General features: G+C 72.8%; 7 protein-coding genes and 1 pseudogene. All 8 read left to right on the forward strand.

The features are described 5' to 3' along the window. Positions 1–78: 78 nt before the first annotated feature. Positions 79–14,202, forward strand: a pseudogene (locus ACIGXO_RS21700) (amino acid adenylation domain-containing protein); the annotation flags it as partial. Beyond that, the gene (locus ACIGXO_RS21705) at positions 14,202–19,784 is read left to right on the forward strand and encodes an amino acid adenylation domain-containing protein (RefSeq protein WP_399789145.1); all 5,583 of its coding nucleotides are present in this window, start codon (positions 14,202–14,204) and stop codon (positions 19,782–19,784) included. The pseudogene ACIGXO_RS21700 and the gene ACIGXO_RS21705, both read left to right, overlap by 1 nt. Before the next feature lie 150 nt (positions 19,785–19,934). Beyond that, positions 19,935–22,454 (forward strand): amino acid adenylation domain-containing protein, encoded by a 2,520-nt coding sequence (locus ACIGXO_RS21710; protein WP_399789148.1) that lies wholly within the window; start codon positions 19,935–19,937, stop codon positions 22,452–22,454. Then, the gene (locus ACIGXO_RS21715; protein ID WP_399789150.1) at positions 22,451–23,446 is read left to right on the forward strand and encodes a TauD/TfdA family dioxygenase; all 996 of its coding nucleotides are present in this window, start codon (positions 22,451–22,453) and stop codon (positions 23,444–23,446) included. The genes ACIGXO_RS21710 and ACIGXO_RS21715 overlap by 4 nt, the downstream gene beginning before the upstream one ends. 68 nt (positions 23,447–23,514) lie before the next feature. Then, positions 23,515–24,561 carry a 2,3-diaminopropionate biosynthesis protein SbnB gene (gene sbnB, locus ACIGXO_RS21720; protein ID WP_399789153.1) on the forward strand — a complete coding sequence of 349 codons (1,047 nt, stop codon included), beginning with the start codon at positions 23,515–23,517 and terminating at the stop codon, positions 24,559–24,561. 41 nt (positions 24,562–24,602) lie between these two features. Next, positions 24,603–25,604, forward strand: coding sequence for a 2,3-diaminopropionate biosynthesis protein SbnA (gene sbnA, locus ACIGXO_RS21725; RefSeq protein ID WP_399789156.1), 1,002 nt, complete (start codon positions 24,603–24,605; stop codon positions 25,602–25,604). Beyond that, positions 25,601–25,819: an MbtH family protein gene (locus ACIGXO_RS21730; RefSeq protein ID WP_399789159.1), complete on the forward strand. Its 219-nt coding sequence runs from the start codon at positions 25,601–25,603 to the stop codon at positions 25,817–25,819. The genes sbnA and ACIGXO_RS21730 overlap by 4 nt, the downstream gene beginning before the upstream one ends. Continuing rightward, positions 25,816–26,796: a TauD/TfdA family dioxygenase gene (locus ACIGXO_RS21735; protein WP_399789161.1), complete on the forward strand. Its 981-nt coding sequence runs from the start codon at positions 25,816–25,818 to the stop codon at positions 26,794–26,796. The genes ACIGXO_RS21730 and ACIGXO_RS21735 overlap by 4 nt, the downstream gene beginning before the upstream one ends. Positions 26,797–26,849: the final 53 nt, after the last annotated feature.

The raw sequence follows: 26,849 nt of genomic DNA on the forward strand, positions 1-26,849 counted from the left end.
CGCCGGTGCCGGCCGCCCCCGGCTCGCCCCCGCCCGGCGCCCCGAGCGGCTGCCGCTGTCCGCCGCCCAGCGCCGGCTGTGGTTCCTCCACGAGCTGGAGGAGACCGGTACCTCGTACAACGTCGCGCTCACCCTCCGCCTCTCCGGCCCCCTCGACGAGGAGGCGCTGAGCGCCGCCCTCGCCGACCTGACCGAGCGGCACGAAGTGCTGCGCACCGTCTACCGCCAGGCCGGTGGCGAGCCGTACCAGCAGGTGCTGCCCGCCCATGAGGCGCGGCCCGAGGTCCCGGTCGTGTCCGTCACGGAGGACGGGCTCGACACCGAGGTGACCAGGGTCGCCCAGTACCGGTTCGACCTGGCCACCGAAGTCCCGCTGCGGGCCGTGCTCTTCAGGCTCGGCGCGGACCGCCACGTACTGCTCCTGCTGCTGCACCACATCGCGACCGACGGCGGCTCGCTCGGCCCGCTCAGCCGTGACCTGTCGGCGGCCTACGCCGCGCGGCTCGGCGGCGCCGCGCCCGACTGGCGGCCGCTGCCCGTCCAGTACGCCGACTACACCCTGTGGCAGCTGGCCACCCCGGACGCGGCCCCGGCGAGTACCGACGGGGGCCAGGAGACGGACAACCAGGAGACACCGGACGAGGGGCTCGGCTACTGGGAGCGGCGGCTGGCCGGCCTCCCCGAGGTGCTCGAACTGCCGACGGACCGGCCCCGGCCCCCCGTCGCCGCCGGCCGCGGCGGGCTGGTCCGCTTCACCGTCGACGACGCGCTGCACCAGCGGGTCACCGCACTGGCGCGGCGCATGGGCACCACCGTCTTCATGGCCGTCCAGGCGGGCATGGCCGCCCTGTTCACGCGTCTCGGCGCGGGCACCGACATCCCCATCGGCACCGCGGTGACCGGCCGCGGGGACGAGGCGCTGGACGACCTCATCGGCTGCTTCGCCAACACCCTGTGCCTGCGCACGGACACCTCGGGCGACCCCACCTTCCGGGAGCTGCTCGGCCGGGTGCGCCGCGACGACCTCGGCGACTTCGCCCACCAGGACGTCCCCCTCGACCGCCTGGTGGAGCACCTCAACCCCGGGCGCTCGCTCGCCTACCACCCGTTGTTCCAGACCATGCTGACCTTCCAGGGCAGCGACCGCACCGACTTCCGGCTGCCGGGCCTGACGGCCGAGGTCAGCACCGTCGACAAGGAATCCGCCAAGGTCGACCTGTCGTTCGTCTTCCAGGAGCGGACCGGCCCCGACGGCACGCCCGCCGGCCTCGACGGCGCCCTGGAGTACGCGACCGATCTCTTCCACCCCGACAGCGCCCGGGCGCTGGCCGACCGCCTCGTACGGCTGCTGGAGTCCGCCACCGCGGACCCCGACCGGCCCATCGGCGCCCTGGACATCCTCGACCCCGCCGAGCGCACCCGGCTGCTGCACGAGTGGAACGACACCGCGCACCCGGTGCCCGAGACCACACTGCCCGCGCTGTTCGAAGCCCAGGCGCAGCGCACGCCGGACGCCATCGCCGTGGAGCACGACGGCACCACCCTGACGTACCAGGAGCTCAACGAGCGCGCCAACCGCATCGCCCGGTCCCTCCTCGGCCACGGAGTCGGCCCCGAGTGGTACGCCGCGGTCGCCCTGCCCCGCTCGGTCGACCTGGTCGCCACGCTGCTCGCGGTCGGCAAGGCGGGCGGCGCGTATCTGCCCCTCGACCTGTCCTATCCCGCCGAACGCATCGCCTTCATGCTCGGCGACATCGCACCGGTCGCCGTCGTCACCACCGCCGCACTCGCCGGTGAACTGCCCGCCTCGGCACCCCGGTTGGTGCTGGACGACCCGGAGACGGCGAAGAGCCTGACGGACCTCGATGCCGGGAACCTCACCGACGCCGACCGGACGGCGCCGCTGACCCCCGCACACGCCGCGTTCGCGATCTTCACCTCGGGCTCCACCGGCCGGCCCAAGGGCGTCATGGTCGAACACCGCTCGCTGGTCCGTTACCTCGCCTGGGCCTGCCAGGCGTACGACAGCGTGACCGGCCGCGCCCTGGTGCACTCCCCGGTCTCCTTCGACCTGACGGTGACCGGACTCTTCGCCCCGCTGATCTCGGGCGGCACCGTCCGGCTGGTGGAGCTGGACGGCACCACCTCGGCCGACGCGATCCCCAACGACGCCCGGCCCGCCTTCGTCAAGGCCACCCCCAGCCACCTGCCGCTGCTCATCGAACTCCACGAGAACTTCTCGCCGTCCGGCCAACTGGTCCTCGGCGGCGAGTCGTTGATGGGCGAGGTGCTCGACGAGTGGCGGGCCCGGCACCCCGGCGCCACCGTGATCAACGAATACGGCCCGACGGAGACCACGGTCGGCTGCACCGAGTACCGGATCGCCCCGGGCGACACCGTACCGGCCGGTGTGATCACCATCGGCCGGCCCGTCTGGAACACCCGGATGTACGTCCTCGACGCCCGGCTGCAGCCGGTGCCCGCCGGGGTCCCCGGCGAGCTCTACATCGCGGGCGACCTGGTCACCCGCGGCTACCACGGCCGCCCGGAGCTGACCGCGGCGCGCTTCGTCGCGGACCCGTTCGGGCCGCCCGGGGCACGGATGTACCGCTCGGGCGACCTGGCCCGCTGGAACCGCTCGGGCCTGCTGGAATTCATCAGCAGGGTGGATCACCAGGTGAAGGTGCGGGGCTTCCGCATCGAACTGGGCGAGATCGAGTCGGTACTCGGGGGCCATCCCGGCATCCAGCAGGCCGCGGTCGTGGTGCGGGAGGACCAGCCGGGCGACAAGCGCATCGTCGCCTACGCCGTCCCCGCGTCCCCCGGCCTCGCCCCCGACGCCGTCCGCTCCTACGCCGCCGAGCGGCTGCCCGACTACATGGTTCCGGCGGCCGTGGTGCTGCTGCCGGAATTCCCGCTGACCGCCAACCGGAAGCTGGACCGCGCGGCACTGCCGGCGCCGGGGGCCGAGCCGGCCATGGCGGGTCCGGCGCCCAGGACCGCGCGCGAGGAGATCCTCTGCGGGCTCTTCGCCGATGTGCTCGGCCTCGACCGGATCGGCACGGACGCCAACTTCTTCGACCTGGGCGGGCATTCACTGCTGGCCACCCGGCTGATCAGCCGGATCCGCGCCGCCTTCGACGTGGAGCTCTCCCTCCGCGCGCTCTTCGAGGCGCCGACGGTGGCGGGCATGGCCGCGCACCTCGACAGCGCGGACCGGGACCGCGCGGCGGACGGCGGGCAGGGGCCCCGGCCTCGACTGGAACCGCTGCCGCGCCCCGCTCTCCTCCCGCTCTCGCACGCCCAGCAGCGCCTGTGGTTCCTGAACCGCCTGGAGGGCCCCGGCGCCACCTACAACATCCCGCTCGCTCTGCGGTTGAGCGGTGCGTTGGATGTGGCCGTGCTGGAGGCGGCGTTGGGTGATGTGGTGGCGCGGCACGAGAGTCTTCGGACGGTGTTCCCGGAGGTGGAGGGGGTGCCGCGGCAGCGGATCACGGACGATGCTCCGAAGCTGGTGGTGGCGGAGGTACCGGAGGGGGAGCTGGAGGCGTCGCTTGCGGAGGCGGCGCGATACGGCTTCGCCCTCGACGCCGAGGTGCCAGTACGGACAACACTGTTCCGCACCGGCCCTGAGCAGCACGTTCTGCTGGTATTGATGCACCACATCGTCGCCGACGGCCAGTCGACGGGCCCGTTGTTGCGGGACCTGTCGCGGGCGTACGCGGCACGGGTGGCGGGCGCGGCTCCGGAGTGGGAGCCGTTGCCGGTGCAGTACGCCGACTACACGCTCTGGCAACGGCAGTCGCTCGGCACCCCCGAAGAACCCGACGGGCTGCTCGCCCGGCAGACCGCGTACTGGACCGGACGCCTCGCCGGACTGGCGGAGGTCACCGAACTGCCGCTCGACCGCCCCCGCCCGGCCGTCGCCTCCCACAAGGGCGAGCGCATCTTCTTCCACCTCGGCCGGGACACCCACCGCGCGATCACCGCACTGACCCGCGAGACCGGCACCACCGTCTTCATGGTGCTGCAGGCCGGGCTGGCGGCGCTGCTCTCCCGCATGGGCGCCGGCACCGACATCCCCATCGGCACGGCGGTGGCCGGACGCCAGGACGAGGCGCTGGACGACCTCGTCGGATTCTTCGTCAACACGCTGGTGCTGCGCACCGACACCTCCGGAAACCCGGGCTTCCGCGAGCTGCTGGAGCGGATCCGCGCCACGGACCTGGAGGCGTACGCCCACCAGGACGTGCCCTTCGAGCGCCTCGTCGAGGTGCTCAACCCGGCACGGACGCTCTCGCACCACCCCCTCTTCCAGGTGATGCTGGTCCTCCAGGACGGCGCGGCCGGGCCCGCCCTGCCGGGGCTGGTCACCGAGGCCGAGGACCTCAGCGCCGGAGCGGCCAAGTTCGACCTCACCGTCAGCGTGACGGAGGGCGAGGACGGCATCGCCGGCAGCCTCGGCTACGCCGTCGACCTCTTCGACCGCGAGACGGCCCAGAGCCTCGCCGACCGGCTGGTCCGGATGATCGAGGCGGCCGTCGCCGCCCCCGACCGGCCCCTCGGCGACCTGCCCGTACTGCCCGAGGACGAGCGCCGCACCCTCCTGAAGGAGTGGAACGACACCGGGGCACCTCTCCCGCGCGGCTCCCTCACCGACCTCTTCCGGGACCGGGTCGCCCGCACCCCGGACGCGCCCGCGCTGCGCAGCGGCGACCGGACACTCAGCTACGCGGAGCTCGACCGGCGGGCCAACCGGCTCGCCCACCGGCTCCTCGCCGAGGGCGTATGCCCCGAGACCCCGGTGGCGCTGCTCATGGAGCGGTCGTTCGACGCCGTGGCCGCCCTCCTCGGCGTGCTCAAGGCAGGCGGGATGTACGTCCCGCTCGACCCCCGCTACCCGGCCTCGCGCATCCGGACGATCCTCGAACAGAGCGGGGTCGCCCACGCCGTCATCGACGGCACCGCCCATGACCAGGCACGACTGTTCCCGGAGGGGACGACCGTACTGAATGTCGCCGAGGGCGACGGCCCGGACCACGACCCGGGCCTGGCCGTCCCTCCCGGGCAGCTGGCCTACGCCATGTTCACCTCCGGCTCCACCGGAGTCCCCAAGGGCGTGGCGGCGACCCACGGCGGCGTCGCGGCCCTCGCGGCCGACCCGGTCTTCGCGGGCGGCGCGCACCGCCGGGTGCTGCTGCACTCCCCGCTGGCCTTCGACGCCTCGACGTACGAGCTGTGGGTGCCGCTGCTGTCGGGTGGCGAGGTCGTCCTCGCACCGCCCGGAGAGCTGGATGTACACGCGCTGCGCGGGCTGCTCGCCGGCGCCGGCCTCACCGCGGCGTTCTTCACCACCGCCCTGTTCAACCTGCTCGCCGAGGAGGACGGCGACCCGCTGGCCACCCTCCGCGAGGTGTGGACCGGCGGCGAGATGGGCTCACCCGCGGCCCTGCGCAGGGTGGCCGAGCGGTGCCCCGGTACCACCGTCATCCACGTGTACGGGCCCACCGAGACCACGACCTTCGCCACCTGCCACCCGGTCCGCACCCCCTACGACTATCCCGGTGTGCCGCCCATCGGCGGCCCGATGGCCAACACCACCGCCTACGTGCTGGACGACCGGTTGTCGCCGGTGCCGGTGGGCGTGGCCGGGGAGTTGTATCTCGCGGGCGCCGGTCTGGCGCGGGGCTACCTGCGGCGTCCGGACCTGACCGCGGGCCGGTTCGTCGCGGACCCGTTCGGGCCTCCTGGGACGCGGATGTACCGCACGGGTGATGTGGTGCGGTGGAACCGCTCCGGTGCGCTGGAGTTCGTGGGCCGGGCCGACGACCAGGTGAAGGTGCGCGGTTTCCGCATCGAACTGGGCGAGATCGAGGCGGTGTTGGCGGCAGGACCGGAGGTCCGGCAGGTCGCGGTGGTGGTGCGCGAGGACCGGCCGGGCGACCGGCGGGTGGTGGCGTACATCGTCGGTGCCGCGGATGTCGTCGCGTTGCGGGCCCGGGCGGCGGAACGGCTGCCGGAGTACATGGTTCCCTCGGCGTTCGTGGTGCTGGAGGAGGAACTGCCGCTGACCCCCAACGGCAAGCTCGACCACAAGGCGCTGCCGGCGCCGGCGTGGACGGGGGAGAGCGCCGGGCGGGCCCCGCGCACCCCGCAGGAGGAAATTCTCTGCGGCCTGTTCGCCGAGGTGCTGGGAGTGGGCACGGTCGGTGCCGATCAGAGCTTCTTCGCACTCGGCGGGCACTCGCTGCTGGCCACCCGGCTGATCAGCCGGATCCGCGCCGCCTTCGGCGCCGAGGTCGCCCTCCGCACGCTGTTCGAAAACCCAACCGTGGAAACCCTGGTGGACCGGCTCGCGGACGCCGCGCCGGCACGGCCAAAGCTGCGGCCGAGGAAGAGGACTGAGGAGACATCGTGATTCCGCTTTCTTACACCCAGCAGCGGCTGTGGTTCCTGTACCGCCTGAACGGCCCCGGCGCCACTTACAACGTGCCGTTGGTGCTGCGGTTGAGCGGTGCGTTGGATGTGGCCGTGCTGGAGGCGGCGTTGGGTGATGTGGTGGTGCGGCACGAGAGTCTTCGGACGGTGTTTCCGGAGGTGGAGGGGGTGCCGCGGCAGCGGATCACGGACGACGCTCCGAAGCTGGTGGTGGCGGAGGTACCGGAGGGGGAGTTGGAGGCGTCGCTTGCGGAGGCGGCGCGGTACGGCTTCGCTCTCGACGCCGAGGTACCGGTGCGGGTGACACTGTTCCGCACCGGGCCTGAGCAGCACGTTCTGCTGATACTGATGCACCACATCGTCGCCGACGGGTGGTCCCTCGGCCCGTTGCTGCGCGATCTGTCGCGAGCGTACGCGGCACGCCTCAAGGGCGCGGCTCCGGCATGGGAGCCACTGCCGGTGCAGTACGCGGACTTCGCGTTGTGGCAGCAGGAGGTGTTGGGTTCCGAGGACGATCCCGAGAGCCTGCTGTCGCGGCAGTCGGCGTACTGGCGGGAGCAGTTGGCAGGACTTCCGGAGCTGACCGAACTGCCCCTGGACCGCCCGCGTCCCGCCGTCGCCACGCACCGGGGACGCTCGGTCGACGTACGGCTCGGCGCCGGGACACACCGCGCCCTCGCCGAACTCGCCCGCCGGACGAACACCACCATGTACATGGTGCTGCAGGCCGGGCTCGCGGCGCTGCTCTCCCGTATGGGCGCGGGAACGGACATCCCGATCGGCACGGCGGTGGCCGGGCGCCAGGACGAGGACCTGGAGGACCTCGTCGGGTTCTTCGTGAACACGCTGGTGCTGCGTACGGACACCTCGGGCGATCCGAGCTTCCGTGAGCTGCTGGAACGGGTGCGGGAGACGGACCTTGCGGCCTTCGCCCACCAGGACGTGCCCTTCGAACGGCTGGTGGAGGTCGTCAACCCGAGCCGCTCGCTGGCCTACAGCCCGCTGTTCCAGGTCATGCTGGTCCTGCAGAACAACGCGGGCGCCGGCCCCGAACTGCCAGGACTGGTGACCGAGGTCGAGGACCTCAGCGCCGGAACGGCCAAGTTCGACCTCACCTTCAGCCTGCACGAGCACCACACGGCCGACGGCACCCCCGATGGCATCACCGGCGGCCTCATTTACGCCACCGACCTCTTCGAGGAGGCGACGGTCAAGGACCTGGCCGCCCGTCTGGTGCGCCTGCTGGAGTGCGCGGCGGCCGACCCCGGCCGCGCCACCGGCGACCTCGATGTCCTCGACCCGGCCGAGCGCACCCGGCTGTTGGACGAGTGGAACGACACGGGGCGATCCGTCGCGGCGGGCACCTTGCCGGAGCTGTTCGAGGCGCAGGTGCGACGCACCCCCGACGCGGTCGCCGTCGAGCACGGCGAAACCACCCTCACCTACCGGGAGTTGAACGAGCGCGCCAACCGGCTCGCCCGCCGGCTCGTCGAGCGGGGTGTGGGTCCGGAGCGGTATGCCGCGGTGGCGCTGCCCCGCTCGGTCGACCTGGTCGTCGCGCTGCTGGCGGTGGTCAAGGCGGGCGGCGCTTATCTGCCGGTGGATCCGGAGTATCCGGCCGAGCGGATCGCGTACATGGTGGAGGACGCCCGTCCGGTCTGTGTGCTGACGGATGTGGCGACGGCCGGTGCGCTGCCTGCCACGGCAGAGCTGTTGCTGCTGGACGATCCGATGGACGTTCCGGGCGCTGCTGCCGATGCCCATGACCTCACCGACGCGGAGCGGGGTGCACCGCTGCGGCCTGGCTCGCCGGCGTATGTGATCTATACGTCCGGTTCCACCGGCCGGCCCAAGGGCGTGATCGTCACGCACGCGGGCATCGCGAGCCTGTCCCTCACCCAGATCGAGTCCTTCGACGTCACCTCCGACAGCCGGGTCCTGCAGTTCGCCTCTCCGAGTTTCGACGCCGCCTCTTGGGAGTTGTGCATGGCGTTGTTGTCGGGGGCGCGGTTGGTGTTGGCGTCTTCGGAGGAGTTGCTGCCGGGTGAGGGCCTGGTGGGGGTGTTGGCACGGCACAGGGTTACTCATGTGACGTTGCCGCCTGCGGCGTTGGGAGTGCTGCCGGACGGCGGGCTGCCGGACGGGATGACGCTGGTGGTGGCCGGTGAGGCGTGTCCGCCCGGGCAGGTGGGGCGGTGGTCGGCGGGGCGCCGGATGGTCAATGCGTACGGGCCGACGGAGACGACGGTGTGCGCGACGATGAGCGAGCCGTTGGTGGGTGAAGTGGTGCCGCCGATCGGGCGGCCGATCGTCAATGCGCGGGTGTATGTGCTGGACGAGCGGCTGTCGCCGGTGCCGGTGGGTGTGGCCGGGGAGTTGTACGTGGCGGGCGCTGGCCTGGCGCGGGGCTATCTGCGGCGCCCAGGGCTGACGGCAGGCCGTTTCGTGGCGGACCCGTTCGGGCCGGCGGGGACGCGGATGTACCGCACGGGTGATGTGGTGCGGTGGAACCGGTCGGGTGAGCTGGAGTTCGTGGGCCGCGCGGACCATCAGGTGAAGGTGCGGGGCTTCCGCATCGAACTGGGCGAGATCGAGGCGGTACTCGGGGCTCACCCCGGCATCCAGCAGGCCGCGGTCGTGGTGCGGGAGGACCGTCCCGGCGACCGGCGCGTCGTGGCGTATGTCGTCGGTGACGCGGACACCGCAGCGCTGCGGGCCCGGGCGGCGGAACGGCTGCCGGAGTACATGGTGCCGTCCGCGTTCGTGGTCCTGGACGAGCTGCCGCTGACCCCGAACGGCAAGCTCGACCAGCGTGCCCTGCCCGCACCGGACGCCACCGCGCGCCCGGCCGGGCGCGCGCCGCGCACGCCGCAGGAGGAGATCCTGTGCGGCCTGTTCGCCGAGGTGCTCGGAGTGCGCGCGGTCGGTGCGGAGCAGAGCTTCTTCGCGCTCGGCGGACATTCGCTGCTGGCCACCCGGCTGATCAGCCGAATCCGCTCCGCCTTCGGGGTGGAGCTGCCGCTCCGCGCGCTCTTCGAGGCCCCGTCTCCCGCGGCCCTGGCCGGGCGCGTCGAGGGCGCCGACCGCGCGCGCACCGCTCCTACCCCGAGAGAACGGCCCGACGTGGTGCCGCTGTCCTTCACCCAGCGGCCGCTGTGGGTGCTCGACCAGGTGGAGGGCCCCGGCGCCACGTACAACGTGCCGTTGGCGCTGCGGTTGAGCGGTGCGTTGGATGTTGCCGCGCTGGAGGCGGCGTTGGGTGATGTGGTGGCGCGGCACGAGAGCCTTCGGACGGTGTTCCCGGAGGTGGAGGGGGTGCCGCGGCAGCGGATCACGGACGATGCTCCGAAACTGCTGGTGGTGGAGGTGTCGGAGGGGGAGCTGGAGGCGTCGCTCGCGGCGGCGTCACAGTACGGCTTCGCTCTCGACGCCGAGGTGCCAGTACGGACAACACTGTTCCGCACCGGCCCTGAGCAGCACGTTCTGCTGATGCTGATGCATCACATCGTGGCCGACGGCGGGTCGACGGGCCCGCTGTTGCGTGACCTGTCGCGGGCGTACGCGGCACGCCTTCAGGGCGTGGCTCCGGCATGGGAGCCGTTGCCGGTGCAGTACGCGGACTTCGCACTGTGGCAGCAGGAGGTGTTGGGTTCCGAGGACGACCCGGAGAGCTTGCTGTCGCGGCAGTCGGCTTACTGGCGGGAGCAGTTGGCAGGGCTGCCGGAGCTGACCGAACTGCCCCTGGACCGCCCGCGTCCCCCCGTCGCCACCCACCGCGGTGACGACGTCGACGTACGGATCTCCGCCGACCTCCACCGCCGGCTCACCGCGCTGGCGCGGCAGACCGGGACCACGGCCTTCATGGTGCTGCAAGCCGGGCTCGCGGCGCTGCTGTCCCGCATGGGCGCTGGAACGGACATCCCGATCGGCACGGCGGTGGCGGGGCGCTCCGACGAGGCGCTGGACGACCTCGTCGGGTATTTCGTGAACACGTTGGTGTTGCGTACGGACACCTCGGGCGATCCGAGCTTCCGCGGACTGCTGGAGCGGGTGCGGGAGACGGACCTCGGGGCCTTCGCCCACCAGGACGTGCCCTTCGAGCGCCTCGTCGAGCTGGCCCGACCTGCTCGTTCACTCGCCCACCACCCGCTGTTCCAGGTCATGCTGACCGTACAGGGTCACGAGGCGGGCACGGTCGACCTCCCGGGCCTGCGGGCCGAGCAGGTGGTGCCGGACACCGCGGCCGCCAAGTTCGATCTGGCCTTCAGCCTGCGCGAACACCACGACGAGACGGGCGCCCCGGACGGCATCGCCGGTGGCGTCGTGTACGCCACCGACCTCTTCGACCGCGAGACGGTCGAGGCGCTGGTCGCGCGTCTGGTGCGGTTGCTGGAGTCGGCGGCGGCCGACCCCGAGTGCCCGGTGGGACGGCTGGCGGTGCTGTCCGAGGGCGAGCGGAGCCGGCTGCTGGACGAGTGGAACGACACGGGGCGATCCGTCACGGCGGGCACCTTGCCGGAGCTGTTCGAGGCGCAGGTGAGCCGTACGCCCGAGGCGGTGGCCGTGGAGTGCGGTGCGACGGTGCTGTCGTACGCGGAGGTGAACGCGTGGGCGAACCGGCTGGCGCGGCATCTGGTGGCGGCGGGCGTCGGGCCGGAGCGACTGGTGGCGGTGGCGCTGCCGCGGTCGGTGGAGTGGCTGGTGACGCTGCTGGCGGTGGTCAAGGCGGGCGGCGCCTATCTGCCGGTGGATCCGGAGTATCCGGCCGAGCGGATCGCGTACATGCTGGCGGACGCCCGTCCCGTCTGTGTGCTGACGGATGTGGCGACGGCCGGTGCGCTGCCTCCTGCCACGGCCGACGTATTGCTGCTGGATGATCCGGAGACGGCAGCTCGGATCGACTCCGCCGATGCGCACGATCTGACAGACGCGGAGCGGATGAAACCCCTGCGGCTCGGCTCGCCGGCGTATGTGATCTATACGTCCGGTTCCACCGGCCGGCCCAAGGGTGTGGTCGTCACGCACGCGGGCATCGCGAGCCTCGCCGCCGGTCAGATCGAGCGGTTCGACGTGCGCCCCGACAGCCGGGTGCTGCAGTTCGTCTCGCTGAGCTTCGACGCGGTGATCTCCGAGCTGTGCATGGCGTTGTTGTCGGGGGCGCGGTTGGTGTTGGCGTCGTCGGAGGAGTTGCTGCCGGGCGAGGGCCTGGTGGGGGTGTTGGCACGGCACGGGGTTACTCATGTGACGTTGCCGCCTGCGGCGTTGGGCGTCTTGCCGGACGGCGGGCTGCCGGACGGGATGACGCTGGTGGTGGCCGGCGAGGCGTGTCCGCCCGGGCAGGTGGGGCGGTGGTCGGCGGGGCGCCGGATGGTGAATGCCTACGGGCCCACGGAGACGACGGTGTGCGCGACGATGAGCGAGCCGTTGGCGGGGGAGATGGTGCCGCCGATCGGGCGGCCCATCGTCAACGCGCAGGTGTATGTACTGGACGAGCGGCTGTCTCCGGTGCCGGTGGGCGTGGCAGGGGAGTTGTACGTAGCGGGGTCCGGCCTGGCGCGTGGCTATCTGCGGCGCCCGGGACTGACCGCGGGCCGGTTCGTGGCGGACCCGTTCGGGCCTGCGGGGACACGGATGTACCGCACGGGTGACCTGGCCCGCTGGACCCGTCACGGTGAGCTGGAGTTCGTGGGCCGGGCCGATGACCAGGTGAAGGTGCGGGGCTTCCGCATCGAACTGGGCGAGATCGAGGCCGTGTTGGCGTCCGGGCCCGGGGTCCGGCAGGTGGCCGTGGTGGTACGCGAAGACCGCCCCGGTGATCGGCGCGTCGTGGCCTACGTGGTCGGTGACGCGGACACCGCAGCGCTGCGGGCACACGCGGCCGAACGCCTGCCCGCGTACATGGTGCCCTCGGCCGTTGTCCCTCTGACCGTGCTCCCGGTGACGCCGAACGGCAAGCTCGACCAGCGTGCCCTGCCCGCGCCGGACGCCACCGGCCGCCCGGCCGGACGGGCACCGCGCACGCCGCAGGAGAAGATTCTGTGCGACCTGTTCGCCGAGGTGCTCGGCCTGGAGCAGGTCGGGGTGGACGAGCCCTTCTTCGAGCTCGGCGGCGACAGCATCCTGGCCATCCAGCTGGTGAGCCGGGCGCGCTCGGCGGGCCTGCTCCTCACCGCCCGCGAGGTGTTCACGCACCAGTCCGTCGCCGCGCTGGCCACGGTCGCCGTACCGGCTGCCCCGACGGCCGGGACGGAGCGGCAGGACGGCACCGGGAGCGTCCCGGCGACGCCGATCATGCACTGGCTGCGGGAACTCGACGGCCCCTGGGAGGGGTTCAACCAGTCGATGGTCGTGCAGGTGCCGCGCGGCGCCGATCCGGCCCGGCTGGCGGCCGCCGTCCAGGCCGTACTGGACCACCACGACGTGCTCCGGATGCGTGCCGTGCCGACTCCCGACGGCTGGGAGCTGACGGTGCCCGCGCGCGGTGCTGTCTCTGCCGCGGACGTCCTGCGCAGGGTGGACGCGGCGGGCCTCGACGTGCGGGAAGAGGAGGTATTGGCCGAGCGCGAGGGCGAGGCGGCCCGGCGCAGGCTGGCCCCCACCGAGGGCGTCATGGTGCAGTGCGTCTGGTTCGACCGCGGGCCGGAGCGCCCCGGGCGGCTGCTGATCGTCGCGCACCACCTCGTCGTGGACGGTGTCTCCTGGCGGATCCTGCTGCCGGACCTCGCCGCGGCCTGGCACGGTACGGAGGCAGGTGGTCGGCCGGAGCCGGCACCGGTGCCGACCTCCTTCCGCCGCTGGAGCCGCTTGCTCACCGAGCACGCCGAAGGGCCGGACCGTACGGCCGAACGTCCCTTGTGGGAGGGGATGTCAGGCACGGCCGACCCGCTGTCCGCGAACGGGGCCTGGGACCCGGCCCGGGACGTGGCCGGTACCTGCCGGTCGCTCACCCGGCGTCTGCCGTCCGACGTCACCCAGGCGTTGCTGACCACCGCACCGGCGGCCTTCCACGCCGGGGTGAACGACGTACTGCTGACCGGGCTGGCGCTGGCCGTGCTGGAGCGGCGGCGCGCCCGGGATGCGGGGGCTGGGGAAGGAGACGGCGGTGCCGCCCTGCTCGTCGACCTGGAGGGGCACGGCCGCGAGGAGATCGTGCCGGGTGCCGATCTCTCCCGTACCGTCGGCTGGTTCACCACGCTGTACCCCGTCAGCATCGACCCCGGACCACTGACCGACGACGAACTGCGCACGCCGGGACCCGCGTTGGGCCGGGCGCTGAAGCGGATCAAGGAACAGTTGCGCGCGGTGCCCGACAACGGGATCGGGTACGGAATGCTGCGCCACCTCCGGGCCGACGGCGAGTCCGCGCTCGCCGGCCGTCCGACGCCGCAGATCGGCTTCAACTACCTCGGCCGGTTCCCCGCGACGGGGGCCGCGGAGGTTTCCGACTGGGCGGTCGTCCCCGGCGTACGGGGGCCGCTGCCCCGCGATCCGGGGATGCCCGTCGGGCACCCGCTGGAGATCAACGCGATGACCCAGGACCGCCCGGACGGGCCCGAGCTCACCGTGACCTGGACCTGGCCGGCCGCCCTGTTCGACGAGGACGAGATCGCCGCGCTGGCCGCCGCGTGGTTCCGGCTGCTGGGCGCGCTCGCCGAGCACGCCGCGGCCCCGGACGCCGGTGGCCACACGCCGTCCGACCTGACGCTTGCCGCACTGAGCCAGGACGAAATCGACGACCTGGAAGCAGAATTGAGGGACATCGTATGAAGGCTTCGAGGCTCGAAGACGTCCTGCCGCTGTCGCCGCTGCAGGAGGGGCTGCTCTTCCACGCGCTCTCCGACGCGCACGGCACCGACGTCTACCACACCCAGCTGGTCATGGAGCTCGAAGGGCAGCTCGACGTCGAACGGCTGCGCGCGGCCGCCCGTGCCCTGCTCCAGCGGCACGCCACTCTGCGCGCCGCGTTCCGGCAGCGCAAGAACGGGCAGCCCCTCCAGGTGATCGTCGGGCAGGTACCGCTCCCGTGGACCGAGACCGACCTGACGCCGCTGGACCCCGCGGAGCGGCAGCAGGCACTGGAGAGGCTCCTCGCGGAGGAGCGGGAGCGCCGGTTCGACCCGACGGCCGCGCCCCTGCTGCGGTTCACCCTGGTACGGCTGGGGGAACGGCGGCACAGCCTCGTCCTGACCAACCACCACATCGTCGTCGACGGCTGGTCGGCGCCGATCCTGCAGCGCGAACTGCTCACGCTGTACGCGGACCACGGCGACCCTTCGGGACTGCCCGCCGTGACGCCGTACCGCACCTACCTGGAGTGGCTCGGCCGGCAGGACGCGGACGCCGGACGCGAGGCATGGCGGCAGGCGCTGGCGGGGCTGGCCGGGCCCACGCTGGTGGCGGCGCCGGACCCGGAACGCGCGCCCGTCCTGCCCGAGTACCACACCACCGACCTCTCCGAGGAGCTCACCGCCGCCCTCACCGGATGGGCGCGGGCCCACGGGCTGACCGTCAACACCCTGCTGCAGGGCGTGTGGGCGCTGGTCCTCGCCGAGCTGACCGGGCGGGACGACGTCGTCTTCGGCTCGGTGGTGTCCGGCCGCCCGCCGGAGATACCCGGGATCGAGTCCATGGTGGGCCTGTTCATCAACACCGTCCCGGTCCGGGTGCGGCTGGACCCGCGGGACTCCCTCGCCGGCAACCTCACGCGGCTGCAGGCCGAGCAGGCCCGGCTCCTCGACCACCAGCACCTCCGGCTCGGTGAGCTGCAGCGGCTCGTCGGCGCCGGTGACCTCTTCGACACGGCGCTGACCGTCGAGAACTACCCCGGCGGCGGCGCCCCGCAGACCGGCTTCGGCGGGCTGCGCGTCACGCGGGTGTCCGGCAAGGACGCGGCCCACTACCCGCTGCGCCTGATCGCGGGCATGCTCGGCAGCCGGCTCCAGATACGGCTGGAACACCGCCCCGACCTGTACAGCGGGCAGGCCGCACAGGCCCTTGTCACCTGGATCGAAGCGCTGCTGCGGGCGGTGGCGGACGACGCCGGACGGGCGCTCGCCGACCTGCCCCGGCTGACCGACGAGCAGCGGGCCGTGCTTCCGGAGACAGTGCGCGAACAGGGGGCGGCGCAGCACGAAGAGACCCCGGCCGCCCGCGCCGGGGGAGCGCTCCTCCCGCCCGAGGAGATCCTCTGCGGTCTCTTCGCTGCCGTACTGGGACACGACAGGGTCGGCGTGGACGACGACTTCTTCGCGCTGGGCGGCCACTCGCTGTCCGCGATCAAGCTGCTCAGCCGGGTACGCGCCGCCTTCGGCGTCGAATTGCCGATCCGTGCGCTGTTCGAAGCACCCACGGTTGCCGCGCTGGCCCGGCGCCTCGACCGGGGCGGCCAGGCCCGGCCCGCGCTGACCCCCGCCGAGCGCCCCGCGCGCATCCCACTCTCCTTCGCCCAGCAACGGCTGTGGTTCATGCACCGCCTCGAAGGCCCCAGCGCCACCTACAACATCCCCATGCCGCTGCGGCTCACCGGGCCGCTCGACCGGGCCGCGCTGGCCGCCGCGCTGGGCGACCTGACCACCCGCCACGAAAGCCTGCGCACCGTCTTCCCCGAGGCCGACGGGGTGCCCTACCAGCACATCCTCGACCCCGAACGGGCCCGCCCCGAACTGGCGGAGACCGAGGCGAGCGACGGGACGAGCGCGCAGCAGCTGCTGCGCGACGCCTCGCGGTACGCCTTCGACCTGACGCGGGAGATCCCGCTGCGCGCCACGCTGCTGAGGATCTCCGCGCACGAACACATCCTGCTGCTCCTGGTGCACCACATCGCCGGGGACGGCGGCTCGGTCGCGCCGCTGCTCCGGGACCTGGCCGAGGCATACACCGCGCGACGGACCGGCGACGCACCCGAGTGGACGCCGCTGCCGGTCCAGTACGCCGACTACACGCTCTGGCAGCGCACACTCCTGGGCGAGGCGGAGGACCCGGAGAGCCTGCTCGCCAAGCAGCTCGACTTCTGGCGTACGACGCTGGCCGGGGCTCCCGAGCAGCTGGACCTGCCCGCCGACCGGCCGCGCCCCGCGGTCCCCGACCACCGCGGCGGCACCGTCGGGTTCACCCTCGACGCGGCCACCCACCAGCGCCTCGCCGGCCTGGCGAAGGCCGCCGACTGCACCCTGTTCATGGTCCTGCAGGCGGGGCTCGCCGCGCTGCTCACCAGGCTCGGGGCCGGCCAGGACATCCCGCTCGGCACCGCCGTCGCGGGCCGCACCGACCAGGCGCTGGACGACCTGGCCGGCTTCTTCGTCAACACGCTCGTGCTGCGCACCGACACCTCGGGCGACCCCGCTTTCCAGGACCTGCTGCGCCGGGTCAGGGAAGCGGACCTGGCGGCCTACGCGCACCAGGACGTGCCGTTCGAGCGGCTGGTGGAGGCCCTGAATCCGGTGCGCTCCGCCGCCTCGCACCCGCTGTTCCAGGTCATGCTGACCTTCCAGAACAACGCGCGGCCGACGCTGGAACTGCCGGAGCTGACTGTCGGGTTCGAGGGATTCGGCGTCGGCGTCGCCAAGTTCGACCTGAGCTTCACCCTCACCGAGACGCAGGACGCCGACGGGCGGCCCGCGGGGCTGCGCGGAGTGGTCGAATACGCCGAGGCGCTCTTCGACCGGTCCACCGTGCGGTCGTTCGCCGAGCGCTTCGCGCGGCTGCTCGGCTCGGCGGCGGAGGCCCCCGCCCGGCCCCTGAGCAGGCTCGATGTGCTCTCCGACGCCGAGCGCCAGGCGATGCTCGGCGCCTGGCAGGGGCCCGCTGCGCTCGAGGCGCCCGCCACGCTCCCCGAACTGTTCCGGCGGCAGGTGGCCCGCACCCCGCACGCACCGGCGGTGGAGACGGCGGAGGAGACCCTGACCTACGCCGAACTCGACGCCCGCGCCAATCAGTTGGCGCGCCACCTCATGGCCCTGGGCACGGGCCCCGAGAGTCTCGTGGCCCTCGCGCTGCCCCGGTCGGCCGCGCTGGTCACCGCCGTACTCGCGGTGACCAAGGCGGGAGCCGCGTATCTGCCGCTCGACCCCGAGTACCCCCGGCGCCGGCTCGACCTGATGCTCGCCGACGCCGCGCCCGGCCACATCCTGACCACGGCCGAGTACGCCGGCCGGCTCTCCGCGGGAGACGCCACCGTCCTCCTGCTCGACGACCCCGCCACCGCCGTGGCAGTACAGGATCGCGACAGCACCCCGCCGGCCCCGGCCCTGCTGCCCGGGCACCCCGCGTACGTGATCTACACCTCGGGCTCCACCGGCACCCCCAAGGGCGTCGTCGTCTCCCACCGCGGCCTGGCCGGGCTCGCCGCCAACCACCGCACCGTGCACGGCGCGGGGGAGGGGAGCCGGGTACTGCAGTTCGTCTCGCCCGGCTTCGACGTCTCGGTCTCCGAGCTGTGCATGGCGCTGCTCACCGGCGGCTGCCTGGTCATCGCCGACGAGGCACCGGTCGGCGGCGAACTCGCCGCCTTCCTGGCCGAGCGGCGGATCACCCACGCGCACGTCCCGCCGGCCGTCCTGGAGAGCGTCCCCGCCGCCGACCTGCCCGACCTGGCCACCCTCCTCACCGGCGGCGAGGCATGCACCCCTCAGCTCATCGACCGCTGGGCCACCGGCCGCCGCATGGTCAACGGCTATGGCCCCACCGAGATGACGGTCGAGGTGTCCTGCGGCGTCAACGACCCGCAGGAGCGCGGCCCGCAGTCCATCGGCCGCCCGCTCAACGGCGCGCGCGTGTACGTGCTGGACGAGCGGCTGCGGCCGGTGCCGCCGGGCGTCCCCGGCGAGCTGTACCTCGCCGGGCCCGGCATCGCCCGCGGCTACCTCAACCGGCCGGGCGCCACCGCCGCGCGCTTCGTCGCCGACCCGTTCGGCGCGCCGGGCAGCCGGATGTACCGCTCCGGCGACCTGGGACGGTGGCGCGCGGACGGCCGCCTGGACTTCCTCGGGCGCGCCGACGACCAGGTCAAACTGCGCGGCTTCCGCATCGAGCCCGGTGAGATCGAGGCCGTGCTCGGCCGGCGGGCCGAGGTGGCCAGGGCAGCGGTGACGGTCCGCGAGGACCGGCCCGGCGACCGCAGGCTGGTGGCCTATGTGGTGCCCGCCGACGGCGACGGGGAGCTGGACGCCGGCCGGCTGCGGGCGGAACTCGCCGAGGAACTCCCGGCCCACATGGTGCCCTCGGCCGTCGTCCCGCTCGACCGGCTGCCGCTGACCCCCAACGGCAAGCTGGACCACCGGGCGCTGCCCGCACCCGAGGCAGCCACCGGCGGCGGGCGGCTCCCCCGCTCGGCTCACGAAGAGGTACTGTGCCGGCTCTTCGCCGAGGTCCTCGGCGCCGACCAGGTCGGCATCGACGACAACTTCTTCGAGAGCGGCGGGCACTCCCTGCTCGCCTCCCGGCTCGCCGGGCGCATCGGCCGCGCACTGGGCGTCGAGGTGCCGCTGCGGGCGGTCTTCGAGGCCCCCACGCCCGCACTGCTGCTGCGCCGGCTCTACGGCGAAGGCGACCGCACCGACGGCTTCGGCGAGCTGCTGCCGCTGCGTACCACCGGCGGCCGGCGCCCGCTGTTCTGCGTGCACCCGGTGGGCGGACTCAGCTGGTGCTACTCCACGCTGCTGCCCACCCTCGACCCCGACCAGCCGCTGTACGGCCTCCAGAACCGGGGCCTGGACGGCACCGCACCGCTCTCCGCGTCTCTGGCGGAGCTGCTCACCGGCTACGCGGAGCAGATCCGGTCCGTCCAGCCGGCCGGGCCCTACCGGCTGCTCGGCTACTCCATGGGCGGCGTGCTGGCCCATGCCCTCGCCGTCGAACTCCAGCAGCAGGGCGAATCGGTGGAGCTGCTGGTGCTGCTCGACTCCTATCCCGTCGAGGTCGGCATCAAGGGGGAGCTGAGCAAGGAGCAGGTGCTCAGGGACATGTTCCAGGCGTACGCGCGGATGCACGGCGACCCGGACGACGTGCCCGCCGACCCGGCCGAGACACGGGCGCGGGTCGTCGACTACATGGGGCGTGGCAACAGCGAGTCCCGGCTGCTCGACGATGAGCGGCGCGGCACGGTCCTGGACGTCCTCATCAACAACGTGACGCTGGTGCACCCCGTGGAGCTCGGCGTGTTCAAGGAGGACGTCCTGCTGGTGGCGGCGACCGAGAACGTGCGGTCCTGGGCGGACCCGCGGGCCTGGGAGCCGTTCACGGCGGGCGGCTTCGAGCGCTGCGAGGTCGCCGCGACCCACGAAGGACTGCTGGCCCCGGAGCCGGCCGCGGAGATCGGCCGCATTCTCTCGAAGCGGCTTCTGAAGTAATGCAGAAGTAGTGCGATATTCCCGCGATAAGCGAGCTGATTAACGTCGCCCCCGAATGCGAGAAGTGGGCGCCGACGGCTCATGGAACCAGTGGCTCACGGAACTGACGGCTCACAGAACTGACGGGCATCCCGGGTGGAGGCGAAACTCGTGCGGGACGGTGCGGACGAAAACGGCGCGACGGCCGGCCGAAAGTACTGGCGCGAGGTACTCGACGCCGGTGGCATCACCCCCCTGCCGGCCTGGACCGCCTCGGCGCGGCCGGAGCGGGGAGTGGCGGAGCACCGGACGGCACTGCCGGCCGGGGCCGAGGTCAGCGGTTCCGTACTGCTCGCCGTCCACGCGAAGGTCGTCGCGGCGCTGACCGGCGACCGCGAGGCGCTCACCGGCTTCCTGCCCGCGGGCCCGGCCGCGCAGGCCGGCCCGCTGCCCGCGCGGGTGAGCGTCGGGGAAGGGAGCTGGCAGGAGCTGATCGAGACGGCGGACCGCCACCGCCGCGAGATCCTGCGGCACGCCGCCCATGCGCCGCGGCCCCAACAGGGCGCGGAAGGCAAGCTGTTCGACACCATGGTGGCCGAGCGGGCCGCGGAGCTGCCCGCCGGTGTCGTGCTGGCGGTCTTCCCCGAGGGCGGCGAGCTCGTGGTGCGGCACCGCACCGAGGTCCTCGACCACCGGGCCGCGGTGCGTATCGCCGGTTACTGCACGACGGCGTTGCGCCGCATCGCCGCTGACCCACTGGAGGCGCACGACCGGCAGAGCCTGCTCTCCGAGGAGGAACGGCGCTTCCAGACCGAGGCGTTCGCAGGCGTCACCAAGCCCCTGCCCGACCGCAGGTTCCACGAGCTGTTCGAGGAGCGGGTACGCCAGCAGCCGCATGCCGTGGCCGCCGTACAGGGCGGCCGCAGCCTCACCTATGACGAGGTGAACCGGGAGGCGAACCGCGTCGCGTGGGCGCTGCGCCGCTCGGGGCTGGGGGACGAGGACGTCGTCGCCGTGGTGACCGGGCGCGGCCTCCCGTGGCTCGGCGCGGTGCTCGGAGTCCTCAAGGCCGGCGGGGTCTACCTCCCGGTCGAGCCGGACTTCCCCGCCGAGCGGATCGCCGCCATGCTCGGCCGCAGCGACTGCCGGTACCTCCTCACCGAGCGCGGCGCGGAGCACGGCCTGGACCGCGCGCTCGCGGCCCTGGACACCGGCCACGGCATCGAGGTGATCCGGCTCGACGACCTCGCCGGCCAGGACCTCCCCGACCACGACCCGCACCTCCCGGTGGCGCCGGATCAGCTCGCGTACATCTATTTCACCTCGGGCTCCACGGGCGAGCCCAAGGGCGCGATGTGCGAGCACGCCGGATTCCTCAACCATCTCCTCGCCAAGACCGAAGACCTCGGCATCGTGGCGGGCACCACCGTCGCCCAGGTGGCGCCGCAGTGCTTCGACATCTCGCTGTGGCAGCTGGTGTCCGCGCTCATGACCGGCGGCACCACGCACATCGTGGAGCAGGAAGCGGTCCTCGACGTCGGCAGGTTCGTGGACATCCTGCGCACCGGCCGGATCGAGGTGGTCCAGCTCGTGCCTTCGTACCTCGAAGTGCTGCTCGCCCACCTGGAGGGCAGGCAGGGGCAGCTGCCGGACCTGCGCTGTGTGTCGGTGACCGGCGAGGCGCTGAAGAAGGAGCTCGCCGAGCGCTGGTTCGCCGCCTTCCCCGACGTGGCCCTGGTCAACGCCTACGGCCTCACCGAGACCTCGGACGACACCAACCACGAGGTGATGCGCCGGGCGCCGGACGGGCCCACGGTGCCCCTCGGGCGGCTGGTGCGCAACGTCCGTGCGTACGTGGTCGACGAGCACCTCGACCTGGTGCCGCTCGGCGCGCCCGGCGAGATCGTCTTCTCCGGCGTGTGCGTGGGCCGCGGCTACATCAACGACGAGGCCCGCACCAAGGAGGCGTATCTGCCGGACCCGCACCGGACCGGCGAACGCCTGTACCGGTCGGGCGACTTCGGTCGCTGGACGCCCGACGGGCGGCTGGAGTTCCACGGCCGCCGGGACGCCCAGCTCAAGATCCGCGGATTCCGCATCGAGATCGGCGAGGTCGAGAACCGGCTGCTCCAGGTGCCGGGAGTGCGGGATGCGGCGGTCGTCGCCGCGGGCTCCGGAGAGGGGCGATACCTCGTCGGGTACTACGCGGCGCCGGACGGCCCGGAACCACGAGAGGTGCGCGCCCGGCTCGACGGCCTGATGCCCGACTACATGGTCCCCACGCGGCTGGAGCGCCGCGAAGCGCTGCCGCTCACCCCCAACGGCAAGATCGACAAGAAGACGCTGGCCGCGCAGGCCGGCGCCGCCGACGAACTGCCGGGCACCCCCGGAAAACCCGTGACCGACAGCGAACGCCGGATCGCCGCCGCCTGGTCGCAGGTCCTCAAGGTGCCGGTCGAGCGCATCGACCGCACCGCGCACTTCTTCGAGACCGGCGGCACCTCGCTGACTGCCGTACGCCTGGCGATCGCCCTGGACCGGCTCGTCTCCGTGAAGGAACTCGCCGCGCACCCCGTCCTCGCGGACCTGGCGGAACTGCTGGACCGCCGGCTCGCCGGGCAGACCCCGCCGCAGCCGTCCGCAGCCGCCCCGCAGGCGCCACTCGTACCGAGGGAGACACCGAGAAGATGACGTCCGCATCGGCCGAAGGCTCCATGGCTTCCCCCATCGCGTCCCCGCCGCCGGGCGCACTGCCCGTCCTGCACGTGCCGGAGACCGGCGGCGACGCCCCGGGCCGGGCCCTGGCCCACCGCACGGAGGTGCTCCGGACCGTCACCGAGCACGGCGCCGTCCTGCTGCGCGGCCTGGGGATCGACTCACCGGCCGCGATGGCCCGCACGGCCGTCGCGCTCGGCATCGAACCGATGGCCGAGCGGGAGCGCTTCGCTCCCCGCCGCGAGTACCAGCCGGCCGTGTACTCGGCCTCCGAGTGGCCGGCCGACGAGCCGATCTGCATGCACCACGAGCTGAGCTACGCCGCACAGGTGCCCTCGTACCTGCTGTTCGGCGCGCTGACCGTGCCCCGCGCGGGCGGCGCCACGGCCGTCGCCGACTCCCAGGAAGTGCTGCGCGCCCTCCCCGAGGACCTGGTGGCGCGGTTCGCCCGCGACGGCTGGCAGCTCACCCGCACCTACCGCGAGGTGGGCGTGGCCTGGAGCGAGGCGTTCGGCACCGACGACCCCCAGGCCGTCGAGGAGTACTGCCGGGACGCGGCCGTCGACTGCACGTGGCTGCCGGACGGCGCGCTGCGGACCCGCCAGCGCCGGGCCGCGGTGCTCGACCACCCCGGCAACGGCCGCCCCGTCTGGTTCAACCAGGCGGCGTTCCTCAACGAGCTGACCCTCGACCCGATGATCCGCGCCTACCTCGCGGACGTGTACGGGCCCGACTCCCTGCCGTTCAACACCGCCTACGGCGACGGGACGCCGATCCCCGCCGAGGACGTCGACGCGATCAACGCGGCCTACCGGGCGGCCACCCGGAGCGAGCCCTGGCACCCCGGCGACCTGCTGCTGCTCGACAACCTGCGGATGGCGCACAGCCGCGAGGCGTACGAGGGCGACCGCGAGATCGCCGTGATCCTCGGCAACCCGACGCGGCTCCCCGGACACGTCCTGTCCTGAGCCCGTCCCCCGACTGTCCCGATCCCGTCATCCGTCCCGCCACCCCATGCCCGCTACGGAGACCGCACATGTCACCTTCCCCTGAATCCGCCGCGCCGGCGCCCTCCTTCGCCGTGATCCCCGGCACTCACGTCCAGCGCGTCCTGGACGGAGCGCACCGGCGCACGACCGAGATGATCGAGGCCGCCTACCGCATCCACGGCCGGGGCGAGACCGTCAACCCGCCCTCGTACTTCCTGCGGTTCCCCGACCGCCCGAACTCACGGATCATCGCGCTGCCCGCCTCGGTCGGCGGCGACGTCCAGGTCGACGGGATCAAGTGGATATCGAGCTTCCCGGACAACGTGAGCGCGGGACTGCCCCGGGCCTCCGCCGTCCTCGTCCTCAACGACCACGACACCGGCTATCCGCTGGCGTGCCTGGAGAGCTCCATCATCAGCGCCGCGCGCACCGCCGCCTCGGCCGCGCTCGCAGCCGACCGGCTCACCGCGGGCCGCCCGCGCCCCCGGACGGTCGGATTCTTCGGCGCGGGGCTGATCGCCAGGTACATCCACAGCTACCTGACCGGCACCGGCTGGACCTTCGAGGACAGCGGTGTGTACGACCTGTCGCCGGAACACGCCGAGGGCTTCGCCGGTTACCTGAAGCGGTCCGGCGCCGAGGGCGGCGTCACCGTGCACGGCAGCGCCGAGGAGCTGATCCGCTCCAGCGACGTGGTCGTCTTCGCGACCGTCGCCGGCGAGCCGCACGTCACGGACCCCGGCTGGTTCTCCCACAACCCCCTGGTCCTGCACGTCTCGCTGCGCGATCTGTCGCCCGAGGTGGTGCTCGCCGCCACGAACGTCGTGGACGACGTGGACCACTGCCTGAAGGCCAACACGTCCCTGCACCTGACGGAACAGCGGACCGGCAACCGGGACTTCGTGGCCGGGACCCTCTACGACGTGCTCAGCGGCGAGCTGGAGATCCCCGCCGACCGGCCGGTGATCTTCTCGCCCTTCGGGCTCGGCGTCCTGGACCTGGCGCTCGGCAGGCACGTCTACGACACCCTGCGCGCCACCGGAGACCTGACGGTCATCGACGGTTTCTTCCACGAGATGCGCCGCTATGGCTGACCGGCCAGCGCCGTCGGCCGTTCCGCAGTACGGGGGGTAATGTGCCGGTCATTTCGGCTCCGCACGAATTCAATGAAGAAGACCTGTTCGTCGATCTGAAGCCGATGCTCGACACCGCGCTCTTCCTCAAGTGCGAAGGCTTCAATTTCGCCGGCTCGATCAAACAGAAGGCCGCGCTCGCCATGGTCGAAGCGGCGGAACGGGCCGGCGTGCTCACGCCCGGATCGACCCTGGTGGAATCCTCGTCGGGAAATCTGGGCGTCGCACTGAGCACCATTGCCGCGAGCAAGGGATACCGCTTTGTCTGCGTGACCGACTCCCGCTGCAATCTCGGCTCCCGGCGGCTCATGGAGGCGCTCGGCGCCGAGGTGCACATCATCACCGAACCGGACCCCGACAAGGGCTTCCTCGGCGCCCGGCTCGACCACGTCCAACGGCTCTGCGCGGAGGACTCCCGCTATGTGTGGCTCAACCAGTACCTGAACGCCAACAACTGGCGCGCGCATCACCGGCTGACCGCACCCGCCATCGCCCGCCGCTTCCCCGGCCTGGACGTGCTCTTCGTCGGCGCCGGCACCACCGGCACCCTCATGGGCTGCGCCCGGTGGTTCAAGGAATTCCGGCCCGGCGTCCGGATCGTCGCGGTGGACAGCGTCGGCTCGGTCGCCTTCGGCGGCCCGCCCGGCACCCGGATGATCCCCGGCCTCGGCGCCGGGGTGCGCCCGCCGCTGCTCGACGAGTCCTACATCGACGACGTGGTGCTGATACCCGAGGCCGTGACCGTGCAGATGTGCCACCGACTGGCCGCCCGCGGCTTCCTGTTCGGCGGCTCCACGGGAACGATCGTCGCCGGCGCGGCCTCCTGGCTCAGCACTCATGAGGCGGGGTCCACCGCACTCACCTCGGTGGCCATCTCCCCGGACCTGGGGGAGCGCTACCTCGACACCGTCTACCAGACGAACTGGGTCCAGGACCTGTACGGACACCAGGACGCCGACAGCGTTCCGGCCCGTTCCTTCACGAAGAAAGCGAGTCAGCGATGACCAACCCGTTCGAGGACCCCGAGGGCCGGTACCTCGTGCTCGTCAACGACGAGGGGCAGTACTCCCTGTGGCCGGCCTTCGCCGAGGTACCGGGCGGCTGGCAGGTGGCCCAGGAGGAGAGCGGACACGAGGAGAGCCTCGGCTACATCGAGGCCCACTGGACCGATATGCGCCCCCGGTCCGTCGCCGAGGCCATGGAAGCGATGAACGGATGACAGTGACCTCCGACCCCACCACCACCCCGGTGATATCCGTGGACCCGGCGTCCGCGGCCCGGACGGCGGAGACGGCCCGGCGGCTCGCCTCCGTCGCCGACGGGCGCGTCGACGACCCGAGATGGGTCGCCGCGGCCCGCCACGCCTGGTCCGACCTGCCGGGCACCCTGCGCCGCCCGCTGCTCGACTTCCGCCGGGCCTCGGGCCCGACCGGTTCGGTACTGGTACGCGGGCTGCCGGTGGACGAGCCGGCGCTGCCCCCGACCCCGAGCGTCAAGGGCTCCGTGCAGCGCGGCGCCACCGTGCCCGCCGCGGTACTGCTGATGATCGCCGCCGGCCTCGGCGACCCGGCCGCCTTCCGCCCGGAGAAGAGCGGTGCCCTGGTCCAGGACGTCGTGCCGGTACCCGGGCAGGAGGACTTCCAGGGCAACGCCGGGTCCGTCCTGCTCACCTTCCACAACGAGAACGCCTTCCACCCGCACCGGCCGGACTTCGTGATGCTGCTGTGCCTGCGCGCGGACCACGACCGGGTGGCCGGACTGCGCACCGCCTGCATCCGCCAGGCGCTGCCGCTGCTGTCCGAAGAGGGCCGGGAGACGCTGTGCCGGCCGGAGTTCGTCACCTCGGCGCCGCCGTCCTTCGGTTCCGGAAGCGGCGGAACGACGCCGCAGCCGGTGCTGTCCGGCGCGCCGGAGGACCCGGACGTACGGGTGGACTTCGCGGCCACCGAGCCGCTCACCCCGCGCGCGGAGCGGGCGATGGCGGAGCTCCAGACGGCGTTCGGCGAGACCGCGCAGACGGCCCTGCTGGAGCCGGGTGACCTGGCCATCGTCGACAACCGGGTCACCGTGCACGGCCGGACCGCCTTCACCCCCCGCTACGACGGCCGCGACCGGTGGCTGCAGCGCAGCTTCATCCTCACGGACCTGCGCCGCTCCCGCGGCTGCCGGGACGCGGACGGATACGTGCTCGACTGAGCGCGTACGCGGGCGAGTTCACGAAAAACTGCCTCGACGGTTCACGGAACCGT

The organism is Streptomyces sp. NPDC053542 (assembly GCF_044544685.1).
Lineage (GTDB): Bacteria > Actinomycetota > Actinomycetes > Streptomycetales > Streptomycetaceae > Streptomyces.